General features: G+C 52.6%; 13 protein-coding genes. 1 reads left to right on the forward strand and 12 read right to left on the reverse strand.

The genetic code is table 11. From position 1 onward, the window contains the following. Window positions 1-72: 72 nt before the first annotated feature. The 12 genes from CLV60_RS28710 to CLV60_RS28765 all read right to left on the reverse strand — a co-directional run bounded on the left by CLV60_RS28710 (window position 73) and on the right by CLV60_RS28765 (window position 17,320). Window positions 73-1,410: a hypothetical protein gene (locus CLV60_RS28710; RefSeq protein ID WP_106598848.1), complete on the reverse strand. Its 1,338-nt coding sequence runs from the start codon at window positions 1,408-1,410 to the stop codon at window positions 73-75. Beyond that, window positions 1,397-1,981 (reverse strand): RNA polymerase sigma factor, encoded by a 585-nt coding sequence (locus tag CLV60_RS28715; protein ID WP_106598849.1) that lies wholly within the window; start codon window positions 1,979-1,981, stop codon window positions 1,397-1,399. Before CLV60_RS28715 ends, CLV60_RS28710 begins: the two co-directional genes overlap by 14 nt. Before the next feature lie 67 nt (window positions 1,982-2,048). Next, window positions 2,049-2,975: a hypothetical protein gene (locus CLV60_RS28720; RefSeq protein ID WP_106598850.1), complete on the reverse strand. Its 927-nt coding sequence runs from the start codon at window positions 2,973-2,975 to the stop codon at window positions 2,049-2,051. Window positions 2,976-2,985: 10 nt separating this feature from the next. Then, window positions 2,986-3,648: a hypothetical protein gene (locus tag CLV60_RS28725; RefSeq protein ID WP_106598851.1), complete on the reverse strand. Its 663-nt coding sequence runs from the start codon at window positions 3,646-3,648 to the stop codon at window positions 2,986-2,988. Between the two features lie 25 nt (window positions 3,649-3,673). After that, window positions 3,674-4,351 carry a hypothetical protein gene (locus CLV60_RS28730; protein ID WP_146151611.1) on the reverse strand — a complete coding sequence of 226 codons (678 nt, stop codon included), beginning with the start codon at window positions 4,349-4,351 and terminating at the stop codon, window positions 3,674-3,676. A 192-nt stretch (window positions 4,352-4,543) separates the two neighbouring features. After that, entirely contained in the window at window positions 4,544-5,464 is a 921-nt protein-coding gene (locus tag CLV60_RS28735; RefSeq protein ID WP_229211175.1) for a glycoside hydrolase family protein, read from the reverse strand. A 75-nt stretch (window positions 5,465-5,539) separates the two neighbouring features. Continuing rightward, window positions 5,540-6,847 (reverse strand): purple acid phosphatase family protein, encoded by a 1,308-nt coding sequence (locus tag CLV60_RS28740; protein WP_106598853.1) that lies wholly within the window; start codon window positions 6,845-6,847, stop codon window positions 5,540-5,542. 25 nt (window positions 6,848-6,872) lie between these two features. Further along, a complete protein-coding gene (locus tag CLV60_RS28745) occupies window positions 6,873-8,549 on the reverse strand; it encodes a SusD/RagB family nutrient-binding outer membrane lipoprotein (protein WP_106598854.1) in 1,677 nt (558 codons plus the stop codon). 12 nt (window positions 8,550-8,561) lie between these two features. Next, window positions 8,562-12,188 (reverse strand): SusC/RagA family TonB-linked outer membrane protein, encoded by a 3,627-nt coding sequence (locus CLV60_RS28750; RefSeq protein WP_170118890.1) that lies wholly within the window; start codon window positions 12,186-12,188, stop codon window positions 8,562-8,564. Between the two features lie 195 nt (window positions 12,189-12,383). Further along, window positions 12,384-13,445, reverse strand: coding sequence for a FecR family protein (locus CLV60_RS28755; RefSeq protein WP_106598856.1), 1,062 nt, complete (start codon window positions 13,443-13,445; stop codon window positions 12,384-12,386). A 47-nt stretch (window positions 13,446-13,492) separates the two neighbouring features. Continuing rightward, complete coding sequence (locus tag CLV60_RS28760; RefSeq protein ID WP_170118891.1) at window positions 13,493-14,098, reverse strand: RNA polymerase sigma factor; 606 nt, start codon at window positions 14,096-14,098, stop codon at window positions 13,493-13,495. Window positions 14,099-14,236: 138 nt separating this feature from the next. After that, window positions 14,237-17,320 carry a heparinase II/III domain-containing protein gene (locus CLV60_RS28765; RefSeq protein ID WP_106598858.1) on the reverse strand — a complete coding sequence of 1,028 codons (3,084 nt, stop codon included), beginning with the start codon at window positions 17,318-17,320 and terminating at the stop codon, window positions 14,237-14,239. A 326-nt stretch (window positions 17,321-17,646) separates the two neighbouring features. Between CLV60_RS28765 and CLV60_RS28770 the strand changes: the two genes are divergently transcribed. Then, a complete protein-coding gene (locus CLV60_RS28770; protein WP_106598859.1) occupies window positions 17,647-19,818 on the forward strand; it encodes a PVC-type heme-binding CxxCH protein in 2,172 nt (723 codons plus the stop codon). Window positions 19,819-19,834: the final 16 nt, after the last annotated feature.

Below are 19,834 nucleotides of genomic sequence, written 5' to 3' on the forward strand. Positions count from 1 at the left end.
GGGTTCAGAAAAAATTTCAGGCATAAAAAAGTCCCGGTAGTGTGGTTACCGGGACTTGACCTCGTGAGCGGTTCAGGGTCGTACGAAACGAAGCCCTGCCGATATCCCCACGCGGTACGGCTGATAGTAGAACGGGTTTTCGGTACCTTTGACCTTCACCGGGCTGAACTCGGCATAGGGTCCAATGCTAAATGCAGTATGACGGGTTACCGCAAATTGTTTTCCCAATCCCAGGCTGATCCACCCGAGGCTTTGGCTGCTGTTCAAATCATGCGAATATTCCGCTCCGAATGCAGCATAAAATCTGCTGACCGGCGAATGCCCCCATCGCAGCTGCCTCGAAACGCCAATGCCCAGCATGGAGAATTTCCGGTTCTCCTCCACCCTGTCGCCCTGGCGTACGGTTTGGTATTGCCCTTTATCATCCGGTTTGACGAGGTAATTGTTGTTGGCGATTTCGTAGGAATAGGTTTGCCTGAAACCACTGAAATGAAGCTGTAACTGAATACCGTTGCGCTCAACGCCACCGCTTATCTTGTAACCCATCGACCGCGCCGTGAACAAGGTCGGGAAGCTGAAATTCTGAAAGTCCTGCGCCGCCGACGACGGTACCGTCAAGATCTGGTACGAATGCAATGCCGACGCATTGAAAAGCCACGCCACCCTCGCCGGGTTGGTAACGATCACCTTCGCCGGCTTGAATGCAGGCGTTACGACACCGCGCAAATGCAACGGAATCGGCACCTCTTTCAACGACATCGATGCCAATTCTTCCAGCGGCATCACCGCCATCGCCGAATCCACCTGCGCAGGCGCTTCCTCAGCCAGCGCGGTATTCAAATGGTCGGAAAACGGATCCGTACCCTGTGCTGTCACCATGCCAGGGCCTGCATTCACCGGCGGTAATCCTTCATACCGGCTTACAGTGGCGCCCGGAGTGTTACCAGTCTGCCCGCGATGCACTTTTGCTGCCGGTTGGCCACTCAGGTCTTTCACAAAAACACTTTTAACCAGTTTCTCCGATCGCGAAACGGGTATTTTCCAGATCGTTTTGCGAGAAAGTGATTGGGCCGAATGCACCGGCGCTTTCGAAGCGGAAAGCGCCTCTTCCGCGGGTTTTGCGTCACCGGGTGTCGCTGGTACCGCCCCGGTTGCAGCGTGTGCATCCGCTTTTTCCGAAACCGCGAACGCCGTTTTACTTTCGCCCACGAAGCGACTAAGCAGGATGCCGGAGACCGAAAGCAGCACGAGCGCCCCGGTGAACCACCAATATCTTCCCGTACGCGCGGGTTTCACGCGTGCACGTATGCGTTCGAGCGCATTCGCGTTGGGCTGTTCCTCATAGTCATCAAACTTGCGTTTGAGGACGTCGCGCAGCGCTTCGTTCAATTTGTCCTCAGAAGTTTTCATGATGTACTATTCCTTTTAGTTCCAATTTTTTCATTAGCAGGTTACGTCCTCTCATGAACTGCGACCGGGCCGTGGCATCCGACATGGATAACATTTCACCAATTTCGGTGTGTGTATAGCCGTCGATCAGGTGCAGGTTGATCACCGTCCTGTATTTATCGGGTAACTCGTTGATCAGGTCCAGCAGGTCGCGGACGTTCATCTGGTCGATAATGCGTATGTAATCATCCGATTCAACCTGCCATTCCACCCCGTCGAGCGAGCTTTGAAGCTCCTGCTGCTTGGTAGTGCGGTTGTAATAGTTGATTGCCGTCCGGATCACCGTCACTTTCACCCAGCCGTCCACAGCCTCAGGCTCCTTCAAATCGTTGATATTGTTAAAAATCTTTACAAATGCGTCCTGAAAAATATCGTCGGCCTCAGCCACGGTCCGCGCGTAGCGCCGGCAAATACCGGTCATTTTGGCCTTGTATCGCTCGTAAAATACGGTCTGCGCCCTCGGATCCTGCTGCTGGCAGGCTTTCACGAGGCTCGTGACGCTGTCGTACTTTTTAGAGAGAAAGAATTTCATTAGGGACGTTGGGTTCAGGAACTAACTTATACCTGGAAGTAACTTAAACTTAATTAATTACTATTTTTTATTCAAATCTCACCACAGTTCTTTTATATGCTACATTGAAATCCTTATCGAAATATACGTCATGACGCCCATGTAAATAATTCACAGAAATGTAATAGGATGTCAGGCCCCGATAATCGCTGACAAGTTTTAGATTGTATTCGAACCCGTTCAACTCGGGTTGGTTATTCAGATAATCCTGGATCGGTTGCGGAACAGTTTGCAGGTTCGATACGGCCCCGGATACGCCTATTTCAATAAATTTGTCGCTACTCCACAACTGCCTGCCTTTGCTGTCAAACAACATTGAGACATTTTCTACGGATTGATTGTATCTGACAGTGGTCATTGTGTGATACATCTTCGAATCATCCATCCCTACGAACGTGTAGCCCTTGGAAAATTTCGCACCGGGAATGGCCCTAAGCGTGTCTGCCACGAAACCGGGAAGATCGGAGAGGTCGTAGGTTACGATCCGGTACTTCATACGGTCAAACAGCGCGTAGGGGGTTGAGGGACCGACGCCCGACCACTCGAATGAATATACTTGCCCCCTATGATTAAAAATCAGTTTATTATTAGCAGTGGTCGCAAAAAAGGCGGTAGTGTAATCCGACAATGTACCATTGGCAAAACGTGATTTTTGCAATGCTTCCGTCAAAGCAGCAGGCACGCCACCAGGCACTTCCCTGAAGGTCTCCCACATTTTACCATAATCCACTAGAGAAGAATAGCGATCGGCATCCGATTTCAGCTTCACTTCCCATATCTTTTCTTCCAGTATGGGTTTAAAAACCAAGTTTTCCGCTTTCGGAAACTTTGCTTTCACCACATTGACGATTGGTTCCGGAATCTCCGTCCCAGGATCTCCCGGGCGCAGGTCTTTCAGGTCATTACAGCCTGTAAGCGTCAATGCCAGAACGGTTATCAAAGCGAGGAATTTCATAGTAGGTTTTTCAAAAGACAACAAATCGGTCAAAATCGGCTGTGGTATTGTACCCCCACATTTGTTTTAGCAGGACGGTATAGTTTTTTCCTTCATGCTGGTAACCGAATTTCAAAAATCCGGTTGTATGTGACGTCTTAGCCTCATCTAAACTATTCACGTGGCGATATCCACTTTTATCGAGTTTAGCCGTGACGTTTTCCGGAAAAACATTCGTTGGCCCGTAAATAAGGGGAGGAAAGGTATCGTCTAAAATGGATAGCGTCCCTTCGGCATCATCCCAGCCGTAGTCAAATCCCAATGCCAAAGGGGAATCCCGCACCACATTAAAGATTTTAGCTTTGCCCAGAAACTCGGTATTTGGAGCCTCTGTACCGTGTCGATAGCAAAGCCACGTCTGCGTACTATCCCACGGGTTGGCATAAAACTGTATATAAACATGTTTCATCAAAGAGTCATAGTGTTGGTCCGAATTCAAAAATGTTGTATCCTTTCCCTTCACAATGTACCATTCCTCGATATGGTACAAGTTCTGTCGCACGTTTTTCATCACCTCATCCCTTTTCAGCACCGTTTCCAAGGGTTTTACTGTTTCTCCCGGGTCGTCATTCTTTTTTGAACAACCCGCTGTAATCATTGCCATCAACAAGGCAAATGCACCAATACACTTCATACTAAATCACTAACTATCAACTAATTCAAGGATATACAAAATATTTCGCGCTCGCTTGCTGGCCCGGTTCACGATAGTACTGGTACATCGGCTTCATGGTAATTTTATAGGTGACTTTCCCCAGTTTCGGGTCTTCGTCTTCAAATATGAAACGCATACTCGGCTTTATAGTCGCGGCTTTCGCTTGCTCGGCCGACATTTTAATATTGAAGCTCACCGGATCCAGGTACCCTTTCTTGCCTGGGACGATCATCGGGAAGTAGCTCGTTTTTGCTCGGGTCTCTACGTTCAACGTACCCATTTCCTCATTCCACGTCAAATTCATTTCCGTCGGAAGGAAAATACGGATATTCAAATTGAATGTCAAAGCGTTACCTGGAATCTCGGTATTAGGGAACTGACTAGCACCACCATGGAACATGATTGATCCGGCTCCCTTTTCGATGTAGAAGTTCAGGATTGCAGCCTTCGCATAGAGCGGTAGTAGCGTGTCCACTTTATACATATCCACTGAATCCTTTCCCGCAAACCGCCAGGCGTCGGTAATGAAAAATGAGTTTCGAGCGAGCCATGAAGAGACCGTATCGCGATCCAGTCGAACGGGTTCCGGTTTGGGATCCGGCCGGTCGTTATCCTCCTTTCCGCATCCAAACTGGGCCGCTCCTGCAAGGCATAAAAATACAATAACCAGCAACTTTTTCATCGCACTTCTCATTTTCAGGACCTGACTGACGATCGGATAGTCGCGTTTTCCTTGCGATTCCAATACCAGAGACACCCACCCGCATTTCAAGCGTGGCGACGGGCGAAGATTTTTTTCAGTTTAAAACAAAAAAGCATTGCAACCGGGTACCAGGCCGCGGGTCGCAATGCTTTAAAATCATAGAGAGGCATTCTATTTTTCGGGGAAGTAAACCCGTACGTCGGGGTGCATGGTGTAAAACCGCCATTGCTTGCCGTCGAACACCGGGAAACCGCTGGAAGAATCGTTACCGGCAATCGGGTTTCCTTCGTATTTCTTCCAATGGACGAGGTCTTTCGAAACGGCCACGTTCATCGTCCACTCACGCCAGTCTTTGAAGGCCGACGCGTGGTAATAGGCGTAATACAAGCCTTTGTACTGAATGATCTTATTGAATGCGACGGCAAATGCATCATATTTTTCGGGACCGGCATCAAGGACCGGTTCATCCTGTACGTTCGTCCAGGTTTTCAGGTCTTTGCTGGTCGCGAGCCACACGGCGGCGTCGTTACGCTCATAAAAGAGGTACCAAGTGCCCTGTTCTTTCCAGACGGTCGGTGTACCGTAGGGACCTTTACTAATGGGTGAGCCGTCTTTGAGGCGGATGTCGATGGCTCCCTGGTCTTTCCAGTGAATGCGGTCGGTGGAAGTGAGCAAATGCGCGATGTCGTCCTTGCTTTCGGCGAACATATAGTAAGTGTTCCCGTCCTTCAACACGCACATATCCTCGATCCACAACGACGTATGAATCGGGTTCTTCGGATAGCGGGTCCATTTCAAACCGTCGTCCGAAGTCGCCAGGCCGAGGTACTTCATATCGTTGCCGGTGGCCTTGGTATAGCCGGTGTACCACATATAGTATTTGTTGCCCTCGCGCAGAATGTACCCGCGCTCTCGGATCTTCTCATCCCAGGTTTGCGGATCACCCGTTCCTTTAAAGAGCGGGTTACCGGCATAGGCCTTGAATTTGACGATTTCGACCGGGAATTCGTCGGATACCGGCAACCGTAACGCCATGAGCAGTGATGTACCCAGTAAAGCGGCCGAAGCAAAAAGGGCGATGCGTTTTATCATGTATGGTCAGGTGTAGTCAGGGATTGTCAAGTATTGTCAGTGTAGTCAGGTGTTGTCAGGTGTTGTCAGGTCCTGTTAGCGCCGTTCTGCGACGTTGGCCGGAACGCGCTCGGCGATGCGATTGTTTTTCCCCTTCTGTTTAATCAAATCAAATGCGTCGTACAGTTCCCCGGTGGCGGTGTAGGTTTCAAAGGAAAGTTTGGGGCCATCGACATTTACTACATGGAAAAGCTGGGTGTAAATGGCCGAACGATCCATCCAGGCGGCACGGTCGACATTCGAATCCGTCATTTTCGGTCCGCTGACGGATACCACATACATCGTTCCCGATTGGGCTCCTTTTTCCGCCATCGGGATGTTGGCCATTCCGCGCGCATAGGTGTGATCGTGGCCTTGCAGCACGAGGTCGACCTTGTACCTGTCGAACAGCGGTTTGAACGTCTCGCGCATCCGCTTGTTATCGCGGGTAGTTTTGGGTGAAAAAATCGGGTGGTGGAATGTAATCACCGTCCATTTGTTGGGGTTATTTTTGAGAATGCCTTCCAGCCACTCTTTCTGAACCTCCGTCCACTTCTCCGAAACATCCACCTGATCCGAGTTTAACGAAATAAACCTTACCCCCTGAACATCTGCATAATAACAAGTTTCCTCCAACCCTTTCGGGCCGTTTTCGGGCAATGTAAACTGCGGCCGCCAGAATACGGAAGTGGTATTAATGCCTTCGGGCGTGTCGAAATGGTCGTGGTTGCCGGGTGTCGGGAATGCCGGGATCATGGAATGGATGAAGCCCCCGCCCCGGAACCAGTCGCCCCATTCCACATCACGGTTGGCTTTGTTGATCAGATCGCCCGCGTAGATGGCCAGGCGCGCTTCGGGTGCCTTCGCGTATGCCTCACGCGCCACGCGCGACCATAGCGAGGAAATATTCACCTGCACATCGCCATAGTAGATAAATGACAGCTTCTGGTCGCGGGTACCCGCAGTCGTGAAATGGATCCACTCGCTCCACCCCTGCTCCCCGCCCACCCGGTACGCATATTTGGTACCGGGTAGCAGGTTTTCGAAAATAACGGAATGGTAATAGGCCGTGGGCGTATCCTCCCAGACGAGCTTTTGGGTATTGGCCTTGAGTTTTTTGGCTTTTGCCACAAACCGGGGATCCGCCTCTGCGACGGCGATCTCGGCAAAGCTTTCCGCCACGGCGTCCGACGTCCGCCAGTTGACCGCCATCGAAGTCGACGGGTCGGCCGTCACATTGAGCACAATGCGATCAGGTGCCGTCGTAGGCAGATAAGTTTCTCCATTTTGCGCGGCCACCGCCAGCGCCCACAGGGCCAAAGAGCCCGTTGCAACGATTTTTGAAATACTGTTTTTTAAATACATACTAAAACCGGCCGTAGCCGAACGATTACCAGGGCGCCGAAGTGCCTTTCAGCAGCCACATTTTTGAATATTGATGGTCTTTACTCTGACCAGTCGGTACGAAGCCGGACGGTTCCAGCTTATCCACGGCTGCATTGTAATTGACCAGGTATTTGACATCCGCATTGGCGATCGGGTACACGAAGCGCACCGGAATAGCCGCGCCAAACTGCGCCGCCGGGCCGGTTTTAAGAGCCGGAAATCCAGTTCTGCGCCAATTGAACCAGGGTTCTATACTCAGCCAGCCCGCAATCCATTTCTGTTCCGAAATCCTTTCCAGCTTATTGGAAGCCGACGCCAGGCTCACCGCATTCTGCGCATAATATTTATCAAAACTGAAACCGCTGGCTACCTGCGCGTTGTATTTGTCCAGCGAAGCCTTGATCGCGCTTTTGTAATGGTCCTCGGCCGTGCCCGAAACGCCCCAGCTGCCGTCCAGCGCAGCCTCGGCCAGCATAAACTCCACCTCGGCGTAAGTAATGAGGTTCATTTTCACGTAAGCTTCTGTGTTGGTGCGGTAGCGGTTGTGCAGGAACGAAATATAAGGGCTGCGCTCCGGGTTGTAGGCGGTACCGTCATCGCCTTTGTTGAATCCCGTTGCGTCCACGATCGCCAGGCCTACCGGCAGCCCTACGTAGAGCGACGTATCCACATTAGCGCCCGCCTTGGCCGGCATATATTTCACCGTGAATGTCTCGCCAAATACGTTGGTCACGTTTTTGTCGGTCGCCGTTGCGATTTTGGTGTCCCATTTGTTCAGCACGGGCTGGAACCAGCGGTCGCGGCGGGGGTCGCCGAGGGCCGTGAGCTTATCTACAAATGGTTTGGATGGTTTAATGTAATACAAAGGGTTGCTCGCATTCAGCAAACCGCCGGCTGCGGAGTTGTCTTTGGTTGTGCCGATGAAAGCCATCGAAGCGTCGTCGGCATTGGCGGTAAATGTGGCGCTCGCAGCGTCCTTAAATTCCGCGGTAATGTCGATTCCGGCCGCAGCCGCTTCCGTCTTTTTTGCCGATAGCCGCAATGCATATCGCATCCGCAACGCATTGGCAAACTTTTTCCAGTTGGCAGCCTTTCCACCGTAAAGCACGTCCGATCCGGCACTCACCACATCGGCGGTGCCCAGGCTGCCCAGCAAAGTGGAAGCGGTTTTAAGATCGGTGAGAATGCCTTTGTACACGTCGAGCTGGCTGTCGTATTGGGGATAATATTGTTCACTGGCGGCTTGCAGCGCTTCCGAATACGGAATGTCGCCGAAGAGGTCCGTCATTAAACCAAATACGAACGATTTCATGGTTAGGGCTATCGCCTGGAAGAAACGATTGTTGTCGCGCACCGCGGCCTGGTACATCAAATCGTTGTTTTTCAAAATATTATAGTACTCCGACCAGCTTGCCGCCGACCAGCCATATTGGTTGACTTTCATGGCACCTTCATTGGTCCCCATCTGAATGTACTGCATCGCGCCCGAAAGGTCCGAACCCTCTGCGCCGAGGGCATAGTAGGCCTTGGCCGAATGCGTCAGGACATAACTCATGATGTAGTTCGCCGACACTTCTTCCGGGCTGTTGGGGTTCTGGTTAACCTCACTCAAATCCTCGCAGCTCATCAGAAGAAGCCCCATTACCGCTACCAGGCTATATATGATTTTAGAAATTTTCATGATCACAATCGTTTAGAAATCTACATTCAGCTTCAAACCCACCGAGCCTGTCCACGGCATTACATTATAGTACTCGACACCCTGCATCCAGGCAGAACCGCTTTGGCGGAATGCACGCTCCGGGTCGATGCTCACGCCGGCCGCCGTCCATTCGAACAGGTTATTGCCGACGATAGATACCGATGCATTCTGTAATCTCAGTTTGTCGGTGAGGCCTTTGGGCAGATGATAGGTAACAGCAACCTCGCGCAGCTTCACGTAGGTAGCGCTGTACATATTTTCGCTCGGGAAAGGGCGCGTCGAATAGCGGTAGGCATTGAAGGGGTCCAACCAAACGGTGTTGGCACCGCCGAGGTTTTCAATATACGTGGTCTTACCCTCTGCGTCTTTGGCAGTTCGCACGCCTACGTTAAAGCTGGCATCCTGCACGCGGGTATCCTTTTTAGTACCGGTCCACGCATCGAAGCCGCCGTATTCCGCATTGCGCCCTCCTACCCATTTACCCAGAAACGCCTCGGGGTTCGCCTTGATCTGCTGGTCGATCGGCGTGTTCCTGTCGTAGGGAACGCCGGAAAGCGACTCTTCGAGCTGGCCATTGTTGCCGAGGAACATCATGGTATTGGAATAGAATGAACCGCCCTGGCGCCAGTCGATATTGGCGAAAAGGCTGAAATTCTTGTAGCGGAAGGTCTGCTGAACGCCCATCAGGAAGTCGTGGTTGTAGTTACCGATCTTCTGGATATGGTTGATGTCCGTGTCGGTCTGGTACAACCCGCCGCTGGTCAGGATCGGGTAACCATAGTAAGGCGAGGCCTGGTCGGTCACTTTCAGCATAGGCTGCTGGTAAATGTCGCCCACATCCCCGCCTACGTACGTGCGCACCTCCGCGCCGCTGTACGAGTTGAACGAGAAGTAGGTAATCCCCTCAGCCAGACGCTTGATACGCGTCCGGTTGCGCGTGAACGACACATTCACGTCCCAGTTGAAATTACGGCCTTCCACGGGCGTCGCATTGATACCTAGCTCGAATCCGCGGCTCTGTACGAGTCCGGCGTTGATCAGCTTACTGCTCGAACCGGATTCGATCGGAATACCGATCGTCAGCACCTGGTTTTTGTTGTTCCGAACATAATACGTCCCCTCGACGCCCAGCCTGTTTTTGAGGAATTTCAAATCGAGGCCGATCTCGTTCGCGCTGGATATTTCGGGTTTCAGGTTATTGTTTTTCAAAATGTCGTTCTGGTACATGCGCTTGGTCGGTCCCCAGTCGGTATCGGCGAGGTACGTCTGGCGGAGGCTGTAAGGCGCCACGTCGTTACCCACCTGCGCCGATCCGGCACGGAACTTGGCCAGCGAAATCCAGGAAGGCAGCGCAAATACGTCCGAAAGAATCACGCTCAGCGACGCCGACGGATAGAAGTACGACCGGTTGTTCTTCGGCAGCGTGCTCGACCAGTCGTTGCGGGCCGTCAGATCCAGGAATGCGTAATTTTTGAACCCAATAGAAGCAGAAGAATACACGCCGTAGAGCAGCTTATGCGTCCATTCGCTGTTATAGGTGATTGTCCCCGGCGCACCATTGGCAATGGTATACAAACCCGGCGAAACGAGCTCGGTAGTGGCATTATTGATAAAATTCGTGCGTTGTTCGAGCCTATTGGCACCCGCGAGGATATTCAGGCTCCAAGTTTCGTTGAAGTTCTTTTTCCAGCTCGCGATGAAATCGAGGTTGGTCTCTTTGCGGTCATTCATCTCGACCTCATACCCTCCTTTTACGGCCTCATAATTGCTGTAAGCCTTTTTGGCCTCCAATTTTTCCTCGTACGCATCGCGCGAGAAGCGGCCCATGAGCGAAAACTCGCTGGTAATGTCATAGTCGAGCTGCAATTTGCTCACGGTCCGGTTACGCTTGAAACCCGTCGGGTTTTCGTAGGCAATGAAATACGGGTTGTTCTGCTTCGATTTGTAAACCCGCTGCTGAATACCCTCCTGCCCGGGCATCCAGTAGTCCTCCAAATCGAGGATATTCACCTGCGCACCCATTTCATAAATGCTCCTTACCGGTGAGTTGCGGCTGGCGTCGATGAGCGGACGGTTATCGGAACCCGATTCAGAAATGTTGAAATTGGCCTGTGCGCGCAGTTTATCCGTGATATTGTAGGTGGTATTCAAAGCCATAGTCAGCCTCGAAAGGTCGGTATTGGGCACAATGCCCTTGTTCTTCATATTACCCACCGACAACCGGAAGTTTCCCTTGTCATAATTGCCATTTACCGACACATTGTTGGTATTGGTAGTACCGGTCTGGAAAAAATCCTTGAAACGGTTGGGATACGAAACGAGCGGTACCTTCTGACCGTTGCTGTTCCATTGCACCCATTGCTCGCCCACATCCAGGCGCGGCCCCCAGCTCTCGTTTTCCTGCTCTTCCAGGATATGCGCGCCGCTTTTACCCGAACCGAACTTGTTTTGTACCGGCACGTACCGCAACGGTACTTCCAATACCATCGCCGTATTCAGCGAAACGCCCAGGCCCTTTTTACCGCCCCGACCCGATTTGGTCGTGATCAGGATCACCCCGTTACCTGCCCGCGAGCCGTACAATGCCGCAGCACTCGGCCCTTTCAGCACCGAGATATTGGCGATATCATTAGGGTTAATATCCGAAATTGCATTACCCATATCCGCACCGGCGAAGCTGTTATCCAGCTTGTTGGCCACCGGCACGCCATCGATCACAAACAGCGGCTGGTTATCACTGTTCAACGAGTTGGCACCGCGGATGATGACGTTCACCGTCGAACCGGCCGTTCCGTCCATTTGCGAGATCTGCACACCGGCCACCTTGCCCGACAATGCATTCAGGACATTGTTCTGAGGTGTTTGGGTTAATGCCTCAGCCTGCACATTACCTACGGAATAGCCGAGCGAACGCTTGTCACGCGTGATGCCCATCGCCGTCACCACGGCCTCTTTCAGCGTTTCCACGCTTTCCTGCAAGCTCACATTCAGCACCGATTGATTTCCTACCTCCACGCTCTGGCTGTTGAAACCGATGTAGGAAAAGATCAGCACGGCGCCCTGGCCTGTTACATCGATGGAGAAGTTCCCCGCAACGTCCGTCGAAGTACCCGTTTGCGTGCCTTTAATGAGGATATTCACGCCGGGAAGCGGTGCACCGTCTTTCGAAGAGGTTACTTTCCCCGTAACCGTCCGCAGGGGAGCCGCACGGAGCTCCGGCAGCATTTCCCCGTTCATCGACGAATCCCCGCCCGCTTTTACCGGCGTCAGTACGATCTGCTTACCCATCACCTTGTATTTCAGGCGCATCGGGTCGAGGATTTCATCCAGCACCTTCGCCAACTTTTCCTCCGTCACTTCAAAGGAGTACTTGCGGCTTTCGGTAATCAGCTCGGGCCGGTAGGTAAACCGGACATGGGCCTGTTTCTCAATGGTCGACAGGATTTGCACCACGCTCTGGTTCTGCACGCTGAGGCTGATACGACGGCTCAGCAGGTCCTGCGCGCCTACCTTCCCCGCTATCGAAACGGTTGCGATACTCACTGCAATACAGAGCTGCATGAAGGAAAAGCGCATCAGTCGGTGGAGTAATTCATAGTTAAATAGCTTTTTTTTCATTACGTTTAAACCGGTTCTTGTTTTGAAAAGAGACAATAACACTCCTTGCATCCCGAGAGGGTCGGATGTTCACAGTACATTCGGTAAGGAGCCTGAGCCGGTAACGCTGGAACCGTTGCCGGCTTTTTTGGTGGGTAATGGACGGCTATTGGGTCATAGAGGAATGGGGGTTAGGATTAGGGTTGAACAGGATGGTCAATTACAGTGCGGATCGGAGATTCGGATCTTCGCGCCGGCAACCTGGTAGTCGGCTTCGATGGCTTCGCAAATCACGCCCAGTATTTCAAACAGCGATTCTTCCTGCACCGACGACGTGAGCCTGCAAGCTGCCACAGCCTCTTTGTCGTACTCGATTTCTATTCCGTAGGCTTTGCTAAGCGAATCGAAAATGGTACCGACCGGCGCATTGTTGAATGTAAACCTGGCCAGTTCCGCTTGCGGGATCACCGGCTGCGGTGCTTTCACAAGTCCCATGCTCAACCGCTCCTCTTTCCGGAAAAACGACACCTGCTGGTTCGGCGCGAGCACCACCGATTGCGTCTTACGCGGCGCGCGCGCTTCCACAGACACGCTTCCCGTACGCACCTGCACGGACGCGACGTTTTCCTTTTCGAATGACCGCACCGTGAAGCTTGTTCCTAAAACACGGGTGGTGAGCTCGCCCGCATACACGAAAAACGGTTTGGACGGATTCCGCTTCACATCAAAAAATGCCTCTCCCGAGAGGTATACTTCCCGCTTGCTGCCGTCCATGTTTGGCGAAAAACTAATGCGGCTGCCCTGTGCGAGTGTCACCTGGCTACCGTCCGGCAATTGAACGATCCTAGCGTTCCCGGTTTCATTGATTTCCTCGTGTACGTTTTCCAGTTGTTCGGTACGTTGCGCGTACAGGGTTTCCGGTTCGCGGTACCAATGCCGGATTCCCCAGGCTGTCAGCAACACCACCACCGCAGCAGCCGCATAGCGCAGCCAGCCCAGCCGGAATACCGATGCCGAAACCGGCGCTTCGTTCATTTGCCCGCTTATTTGTGCCCAAATCAGTCCTGCCTCTTTTTCATCGAATGCCGGACGCGAAAGCTCGGCGAGGTTCAGTACGGTTTGCCGCGCCTGTGCGATCACTTCCTTCTGATAGGGATACGATGCCGCTATCTGCTCCCAGAATGCATCGCCCGCCTCGTTGGGCGATTTGGCCCATTGAATGAACGCTTCGTCCTGAATGAAATCAGCTAATGTGTAGGTCTGGTATTTTTCTGTCATGGTAAAACCCTTTCAAACCCCTAAATCGGGTAAATGCGGATTTGTACTCAGCGACCGGAAAAATTTTGTAAAGCGGAAAGAAAAACGAGCAGCCCGCCTGCCGTTTCGAAGAAAAGCCGCAACTGAAGAATGGCCCGGTGCAGGAGGTTTCGCACCGACTGGTTATTCATTTGCATCATTTCGGCAATCTCGTCGAGCGAAAAACCGTGCAGGTAACGCAGCTGAACAGCCTCCCGCTGGCGCGGTGAAAGGCGGTTGACAGCCTCGGCCAGTTTCTCATAACTATCGGAAGGACCGTCATGTCCGAAAATAGCCGATTCGAATACGTTACTGTCCTCGGCGAGCTCGGCGACCATGCCAATATCGGCATGCAGGCGTTCGGGGTGCTTTTCGAGGTTGCGGATAATGCGGTTACGCAACGAGCGGAAGAGATAGAATTTGATGGAATCGGTCACAGCCAGGTTGCCGCGACGCACCCAAATATGCAGAAAAAGATCCTGCACGCTGTCGCGGATCAGCTGCCGGTCCGAAGTCACGCGGTAACCGTAGCTCAGCAGTTCATCAATGTATTTCTGGTAAATCGAGGCAAATGCTTTCCTGTCGCCATTTTGAAAGGCGCTCCACAAGAGCATATCGGCATTTGCTTCTTTCAATGGAGATTGGTGGTTTGGGAACATTACCTCGATATACTGATTTTTTTACTTGAAATACTACCAAAAAATCAACAATATCACGATATACTGCTAATAATACAGAATGATCCGCAACCGGGCCCGGCCCTTAACAAAATCTTAACGTTTCCACTCGAACCGGGCATTGATCCGCAACCGGTCGCCCACGCCGATATTGGAGATCCAGATGTCCGCGCCGTCTGCGGGCACATGCCCTGACTTATCCACCGGTTTCAATGCATTACCAGACACCGTTTTGAGAATTCCGATGGGTTCAAAACGGTCGTCGAGCACGGTCGCGCCCGTGTACAGGGGCGCAAAGGGAAGATTGGTGTCGGTCACCAGCGAATCGGACGAATTCCGCACGGTATGCACTTTCCCGATGAGCAGGTCGTCTGCTGTTTCGAGGGTCAGCATGTTGCCGGCAATAGCAGCGGATCGGATAGGATGCTCGGTTTGCCGGAGCGCATTCGTGAAATGCGCAATCCTCCCCGGCTCGATGCTCCCGGTTGCCACGCCCTCCAATGCAATGGATATGCGGCGATTTTTCACGTCCACAGCCGTTACAACGCCGGCAGCTGCGTGGGCGCGGAATACCTTCCCTTTGACCTTCAAATAGCTACCATCGCTGAAAAACACCCGTTCCGGCGCACCCTTCGGATCAAAACGAACCACCGCTACGTGCGCGTCCGTCTCGATCCCCGCAACGATTTTCACCTGATTGGTCGTGCCACTGATTACCACGTCGGTCGCATTCTGCCGCTTCACTTCCACGGCCGCTCCGTGCTTGACAGGCAGCTTTCGCAATGCCTTAATCAAGGGTTTCTCCCCCGCAAATGGCTCCATCACGCCGATGAAAGTGCTCTTTAAAGGCTCGTCGCCGACCGACTTGCGCCTTGTAATGAGGTATTTCAAAAGATAGTTCTTCGCCCTCGGTTTGTTCCAGGCATCGGCCATCCGGATTTCCTGGCCGGATTGCGGCAGGATATGGATTTTGAGTCGGGCATTTTCATCCGAAACGTGGCTGTATGTCAGCGCGGTTCTATCTCCATTCAATTTTTGAACATTGAAAAGATATTGATAACCAGACCCTTTGTAGTTCCAGTAACTACCCTGATACCCCTTTGCTCCCATCCTGGCATCGTCATAAACCTCCCCGAACGCTACCTCCTCCCCGGCAAGCGTACCGTGGCCCTTTTCACCCCATTCTCCCTCGGCAGTTAGCTTGCCCGGCGGACCGTGTAGGGCATAATCGTGCTGCTTGCCACCTGCTACCCTGAAAAAATCGACCACATAACTCTGCACGGTATCGACGTCGACGATAACCATATTCCGGCGGTAGGCAGTCGTTTGCGGGTAGGTAGCGGAGGAGGCGTCCATCGACCGGGCGAATTTTCCGTCCGCAAAGTCATGCAGCTTGCCCGGCACATTGGCCGGTTGCCTTTGCGCGTCCACCACCACGGTATTGTGCGCCACCGAATTGAATGACCAGGTATACACTTCCTTCACATATTCATTCATCGCATCGGGATAGCCCAGATCAGGCATCATTTTCTGCCCGTTTGCGAAGAGTTCGAAATTCAGGAAATCCCAATGATAATGCGTGCCTTTGAAACCGTAGTTGAAGGTTAGCGCTACTGCATCAGAACGGTTGTTCAGCATCCCCAGGCCATAGCCCGCCAATAAATGCGACGGGCGTGCCGCCAATGTCCTTCCGGCGGGCAACGGCCGTGCATCCGGCAGCATATCGCGGAAAAGCGACTCGAAAGTGGAGAACGACTGCGCACCGACTTTGCCGACGGCCGCCAGCCAGGTGAGGTAACGCGGATCGCGGTAGGCACCGTAACCAACCTGGTACACGTCGGCGTCCTGCCCTACCAAATTCCCCAGCACCGAGCCACTGTCTCCAATGCCGGGGGTAATCTTCCCGGTCGCCACCATGTCGAGCGGACTGTTGATCAGTGCCCGTAATCGCGGCTCGGCAAAAAGATCGGTACCGCCGGTGCGCAGCATGTCCGCAAAACGGGTGATTTTCTGGACTGTCAGCAAATTATAGTCCGGCGATTCGAGCGGCTGACCATCGCGGAAGATCATATTATACAATGCATACCGCAGCCCCGACTGCACGCGGCTCTCGCCCGGTTCTTCTACAAGCATGCGGAGGTACTTTTCGGTGCCCATATTTTGCCTGACCAGCAGAATATACAGCAGGGCGATCTGGTGCATGCCGTAGTTCCCCTGAATTTTGCGCTGCATATAGGCGTCCACGGCGTCTTCCAGCACATTGGCTTCAATAAAAGCCCGTATTTGCTCCCCGGTTTTTCCAGTCGCTTTTTGCAGGTCAGCATCACTGTCAATGCTGTCCCAAACCACGTCGTAAGCCTCGGCCGCATTCTGGATGAGGCTCGTTTCCCAGATCAGGTTCAGGATCTTGCCGTTGTAGGTATGCCCTTTCATCTTCTCCATCAGCCCGTACCGCGACTGGTTGGCATGGTCCATCGAAGGGTATACTTCTCCGAGCCGGTACAGCATTACGGCCGCCTTGTGTGCATAGCGCTTGTCGCCGGTGAGCAGGTACGCATGCGCGAGATCCGCAAATGCCGGTTCGATATGCCCTTTCCACATCCATTGATTGGCATAGGCTACAAACCAGTACCGTTCACCGTCCGGCGCGACCCAGCCCCATCCGTCATCGGCGTAAGTCCGGTCGAGGCCTGCTTTGTCCTTGAAGCCGCTTCGATAATACGCCAGATAGTCATTGGAAGGAAAAACCTGCCCGTCGATTGGCGATTTGACCTGCAAGGGGTGGTCGGGATCGACGATCCACGGGTAGAATCCGCCCACCTTGAAAACCGTATCGCCATGTACCGGGCTTCCTTTCGGGTTGAGATCGAACGCGCGGGGAACGCGGGCATCGGGCATGAGTGCGATGATGGCCGAATCGGGCCGGGCAAGCCACGGATCTGCGGCTTTCAATATTTTGTCGCGGACCTGCTGCGCCTCTTTATAGTGCAGCACATTCATACGGGCCTTGATAATGTCGGCTTCCCGGTAAATCATCCGGGCCGTTTTAAGCGGGAATTGGGGCACGCGCTCCGCAACAGGTACAAATGGCGGAATGATGAGTCCATCACGTGGCGGGTCCGCTGTCCCCTGCCCCAGCAACTGTAAGGGCATTGCCAAAAACACCAAACCTATGTACATGCCGGGACGCCACCATCGGACGGCAATGCACTTTACTTTTTGTTGACAGAATATTTTCACCGAAAGAAGGTCTGTTTAATACAAATGGATGCACGCGTAGCCACCAATCGTCAATAGTAAGATAATATTGGCCGCTGTCAGAGATTCTTAGTTAAAATTGTAATAATTTTTTGTAAACTAAAACATTTAATTTTTGTAAACTTTTTTCTTGAAAAATATTCTTTTCCTAAACAGTAATTGATAGATTTGCTTGTAGCCCGATCACTTTCTATCTTGATGAACTTTCGGGCACGTACACGAACCCATTTTCCAAAACTTGTAATGCAATGACGCAGCTGAAAACACTGGCAGTATCCGTTCTGACACTGCTTTCCTTTCACACCATAGCTCAGAAACGGTACACCAACGCCCTCTCCCCGGCAGAATCGGCCAGGACGTTCCAGCTTCGCGAAGAATTCAGCATCGAACCTTTCGTTACCGAGCCGGAAGTGCTGTCGCCTGTCGACCTCGTGTTCGACGCATCGGGCAATGCATTTGTGGTTGAAATGGGCGATTATCCTTATGATGCGCAGCCCGGGCGTTTCAAAGGCCGCATCCGCCTGTTGAAAGATACCAATGGCGACGGTAAGATCGACAAATCATACGTATTCGCAGACGGCCTGCCTAGCGCTACCAGTGTTCTGCCTTACAAAGATGGGCTGATCGTCTGTGCCGCACCCGATATCCTGCTTCTGCGCGATACCAACGGCGATTTCAAGGCCGATACCCGCGAGGTGCTGTTTACTGGTTTTTTCGCCAAAAACTCCGAAGCACAGATCACCAGCATGCGGTACGGCGTCGATAACTGGATTTATGCCAACAACAGCGGGCAAGCGGGCATGATCACCTCCCCGCTCCGGCCTGATATGCCGCCGCTGAATGTCGCGGGAGGTAATTTCAGGTTCAGGCTGGATAAAAAGCTGTTCGAAGTCGAGTCGGGCAATGGGCAGTTCGGGCTGGCAATGGACGAATGGGGCCACCGCTTTTATACCCAAAACACCCTGCATATCCAGCAATCGCCGATAGCGTGGCGCTACCTGCACCGGCACAATTACCTGCCGTCGTTCCGCAGCGATGTCAATATCTCGGATCATGAGCTGGAAATGTTTCAGAAAACCGCAACGCCTTACTGGCGCCAGCAGCGCTCCGATCGCCGGCAGGCAAAATATGACTCGCTGAAAACCGGGTTTACCGAATATGCCCGCGACCATTTCACGGGCGCGTCAGGCGGCACTTTCTTCGGCGGCGACGGTTTCCCGGAGGCATTTAAAGGCAATGTTTTCACCGGCGAAGTAGCCGGTAACCTCGTGCATCGCGATGTACTCAAAACCGTGGATGGTTCGCCTGCATTCACCGCCACCCGCGACGCCGGTGAAAAAGACCGGGAATTTCTCGCCTCCACCGATCCGTGGTTCCGCCCGGCGAACCTCACTACCGGTCCCGACGGCTATTTGTACGTAGTGGATATGTACCGCCAGCACATCGAAACGCCCGTCTCGATTCCCGAAGACCTCAAAAAGGATATGGATTTCGCCAATGGCGAACAATACGGCCGCATTTGGCGCATTTTCCCGAAAGAAGGCGAAAAGCGCCCAGCTGCCCTACCCGACTTACGGACCAAAACGGCTGCCGAGCTCGGAGGCCTGCTCGAACATCCCAACCAATGGTGGCGGCTGAATGCACAGCGGATTCTGGTTGAGAAATATTCGTGGAAGTCGGGTTCTGACTATAACCTGATTCAGAAGCAAGAAAAAACAATTCTCCCCGACTTGATAAAGATGACCGAACATGCGGATCCGAGAACCCGCCTTCACGCGATTTACACACTGGAAGCCCTCGATGGGTTAAATGAAACGATCGTGAAGAAAGCATTGTACGACGTTCACGCGGGGGTACGGGAACATGCGGTGATCCTGGCAGAAAAATACCCTTCGTTATTACCTGAAATTATCCGGTTGACGGACGATCTCACACCCCAGGTAGCGTACCAGGCCGCACTAAGCACAGGGCAATTCAACGGTAAGGAGGCACTGGCAGCTTTGGCAGGTATCGCAGAAAAGCAGTCCGAGAACGCGTCGTGGCGGCTGGCAGTCCTCAGTTCCGATGGCGGCTCTTCACCCGAAATGGGCCAACTACTAGTGAGTCGCGGCAATTTCTTTAATGCCGCCGCGCCGGGAAAGCTCAAACTGGTCGAGGATCTGGGCTACATAGCCGGCGCAAGGAACGGGAAAAACGATGTGGCTTCGTTGTTGGAATTGGTGAACTCCCCTGCCGTTTCCGCCGACCCGCAATGGGCAGCGGCAGCGCTGACGGGCATTTCGAAGGGCGTAAAAAAGTTAACCAACAAAAGGGAAGCGGAAAAGCAGGTTTCCAAGCATTTGCAAAAATTGGAAAACCATAGCTCCGACGCCGTACGCAAGCAAGCCACTGAACTCAAAAAAGCATTGAATATCAATTAGGGACACCTGTCCCCAG

Source organism: Dyadobacter jiangsuensis (genome assembly GCF_003014695.1).
Classification (GTDB): Bacteria; Bacteroidota; Bacteroidia; order Cytophagales; family Spirosomataceae; genus Dyadobacter; species Dyadobacter jiangsuensis.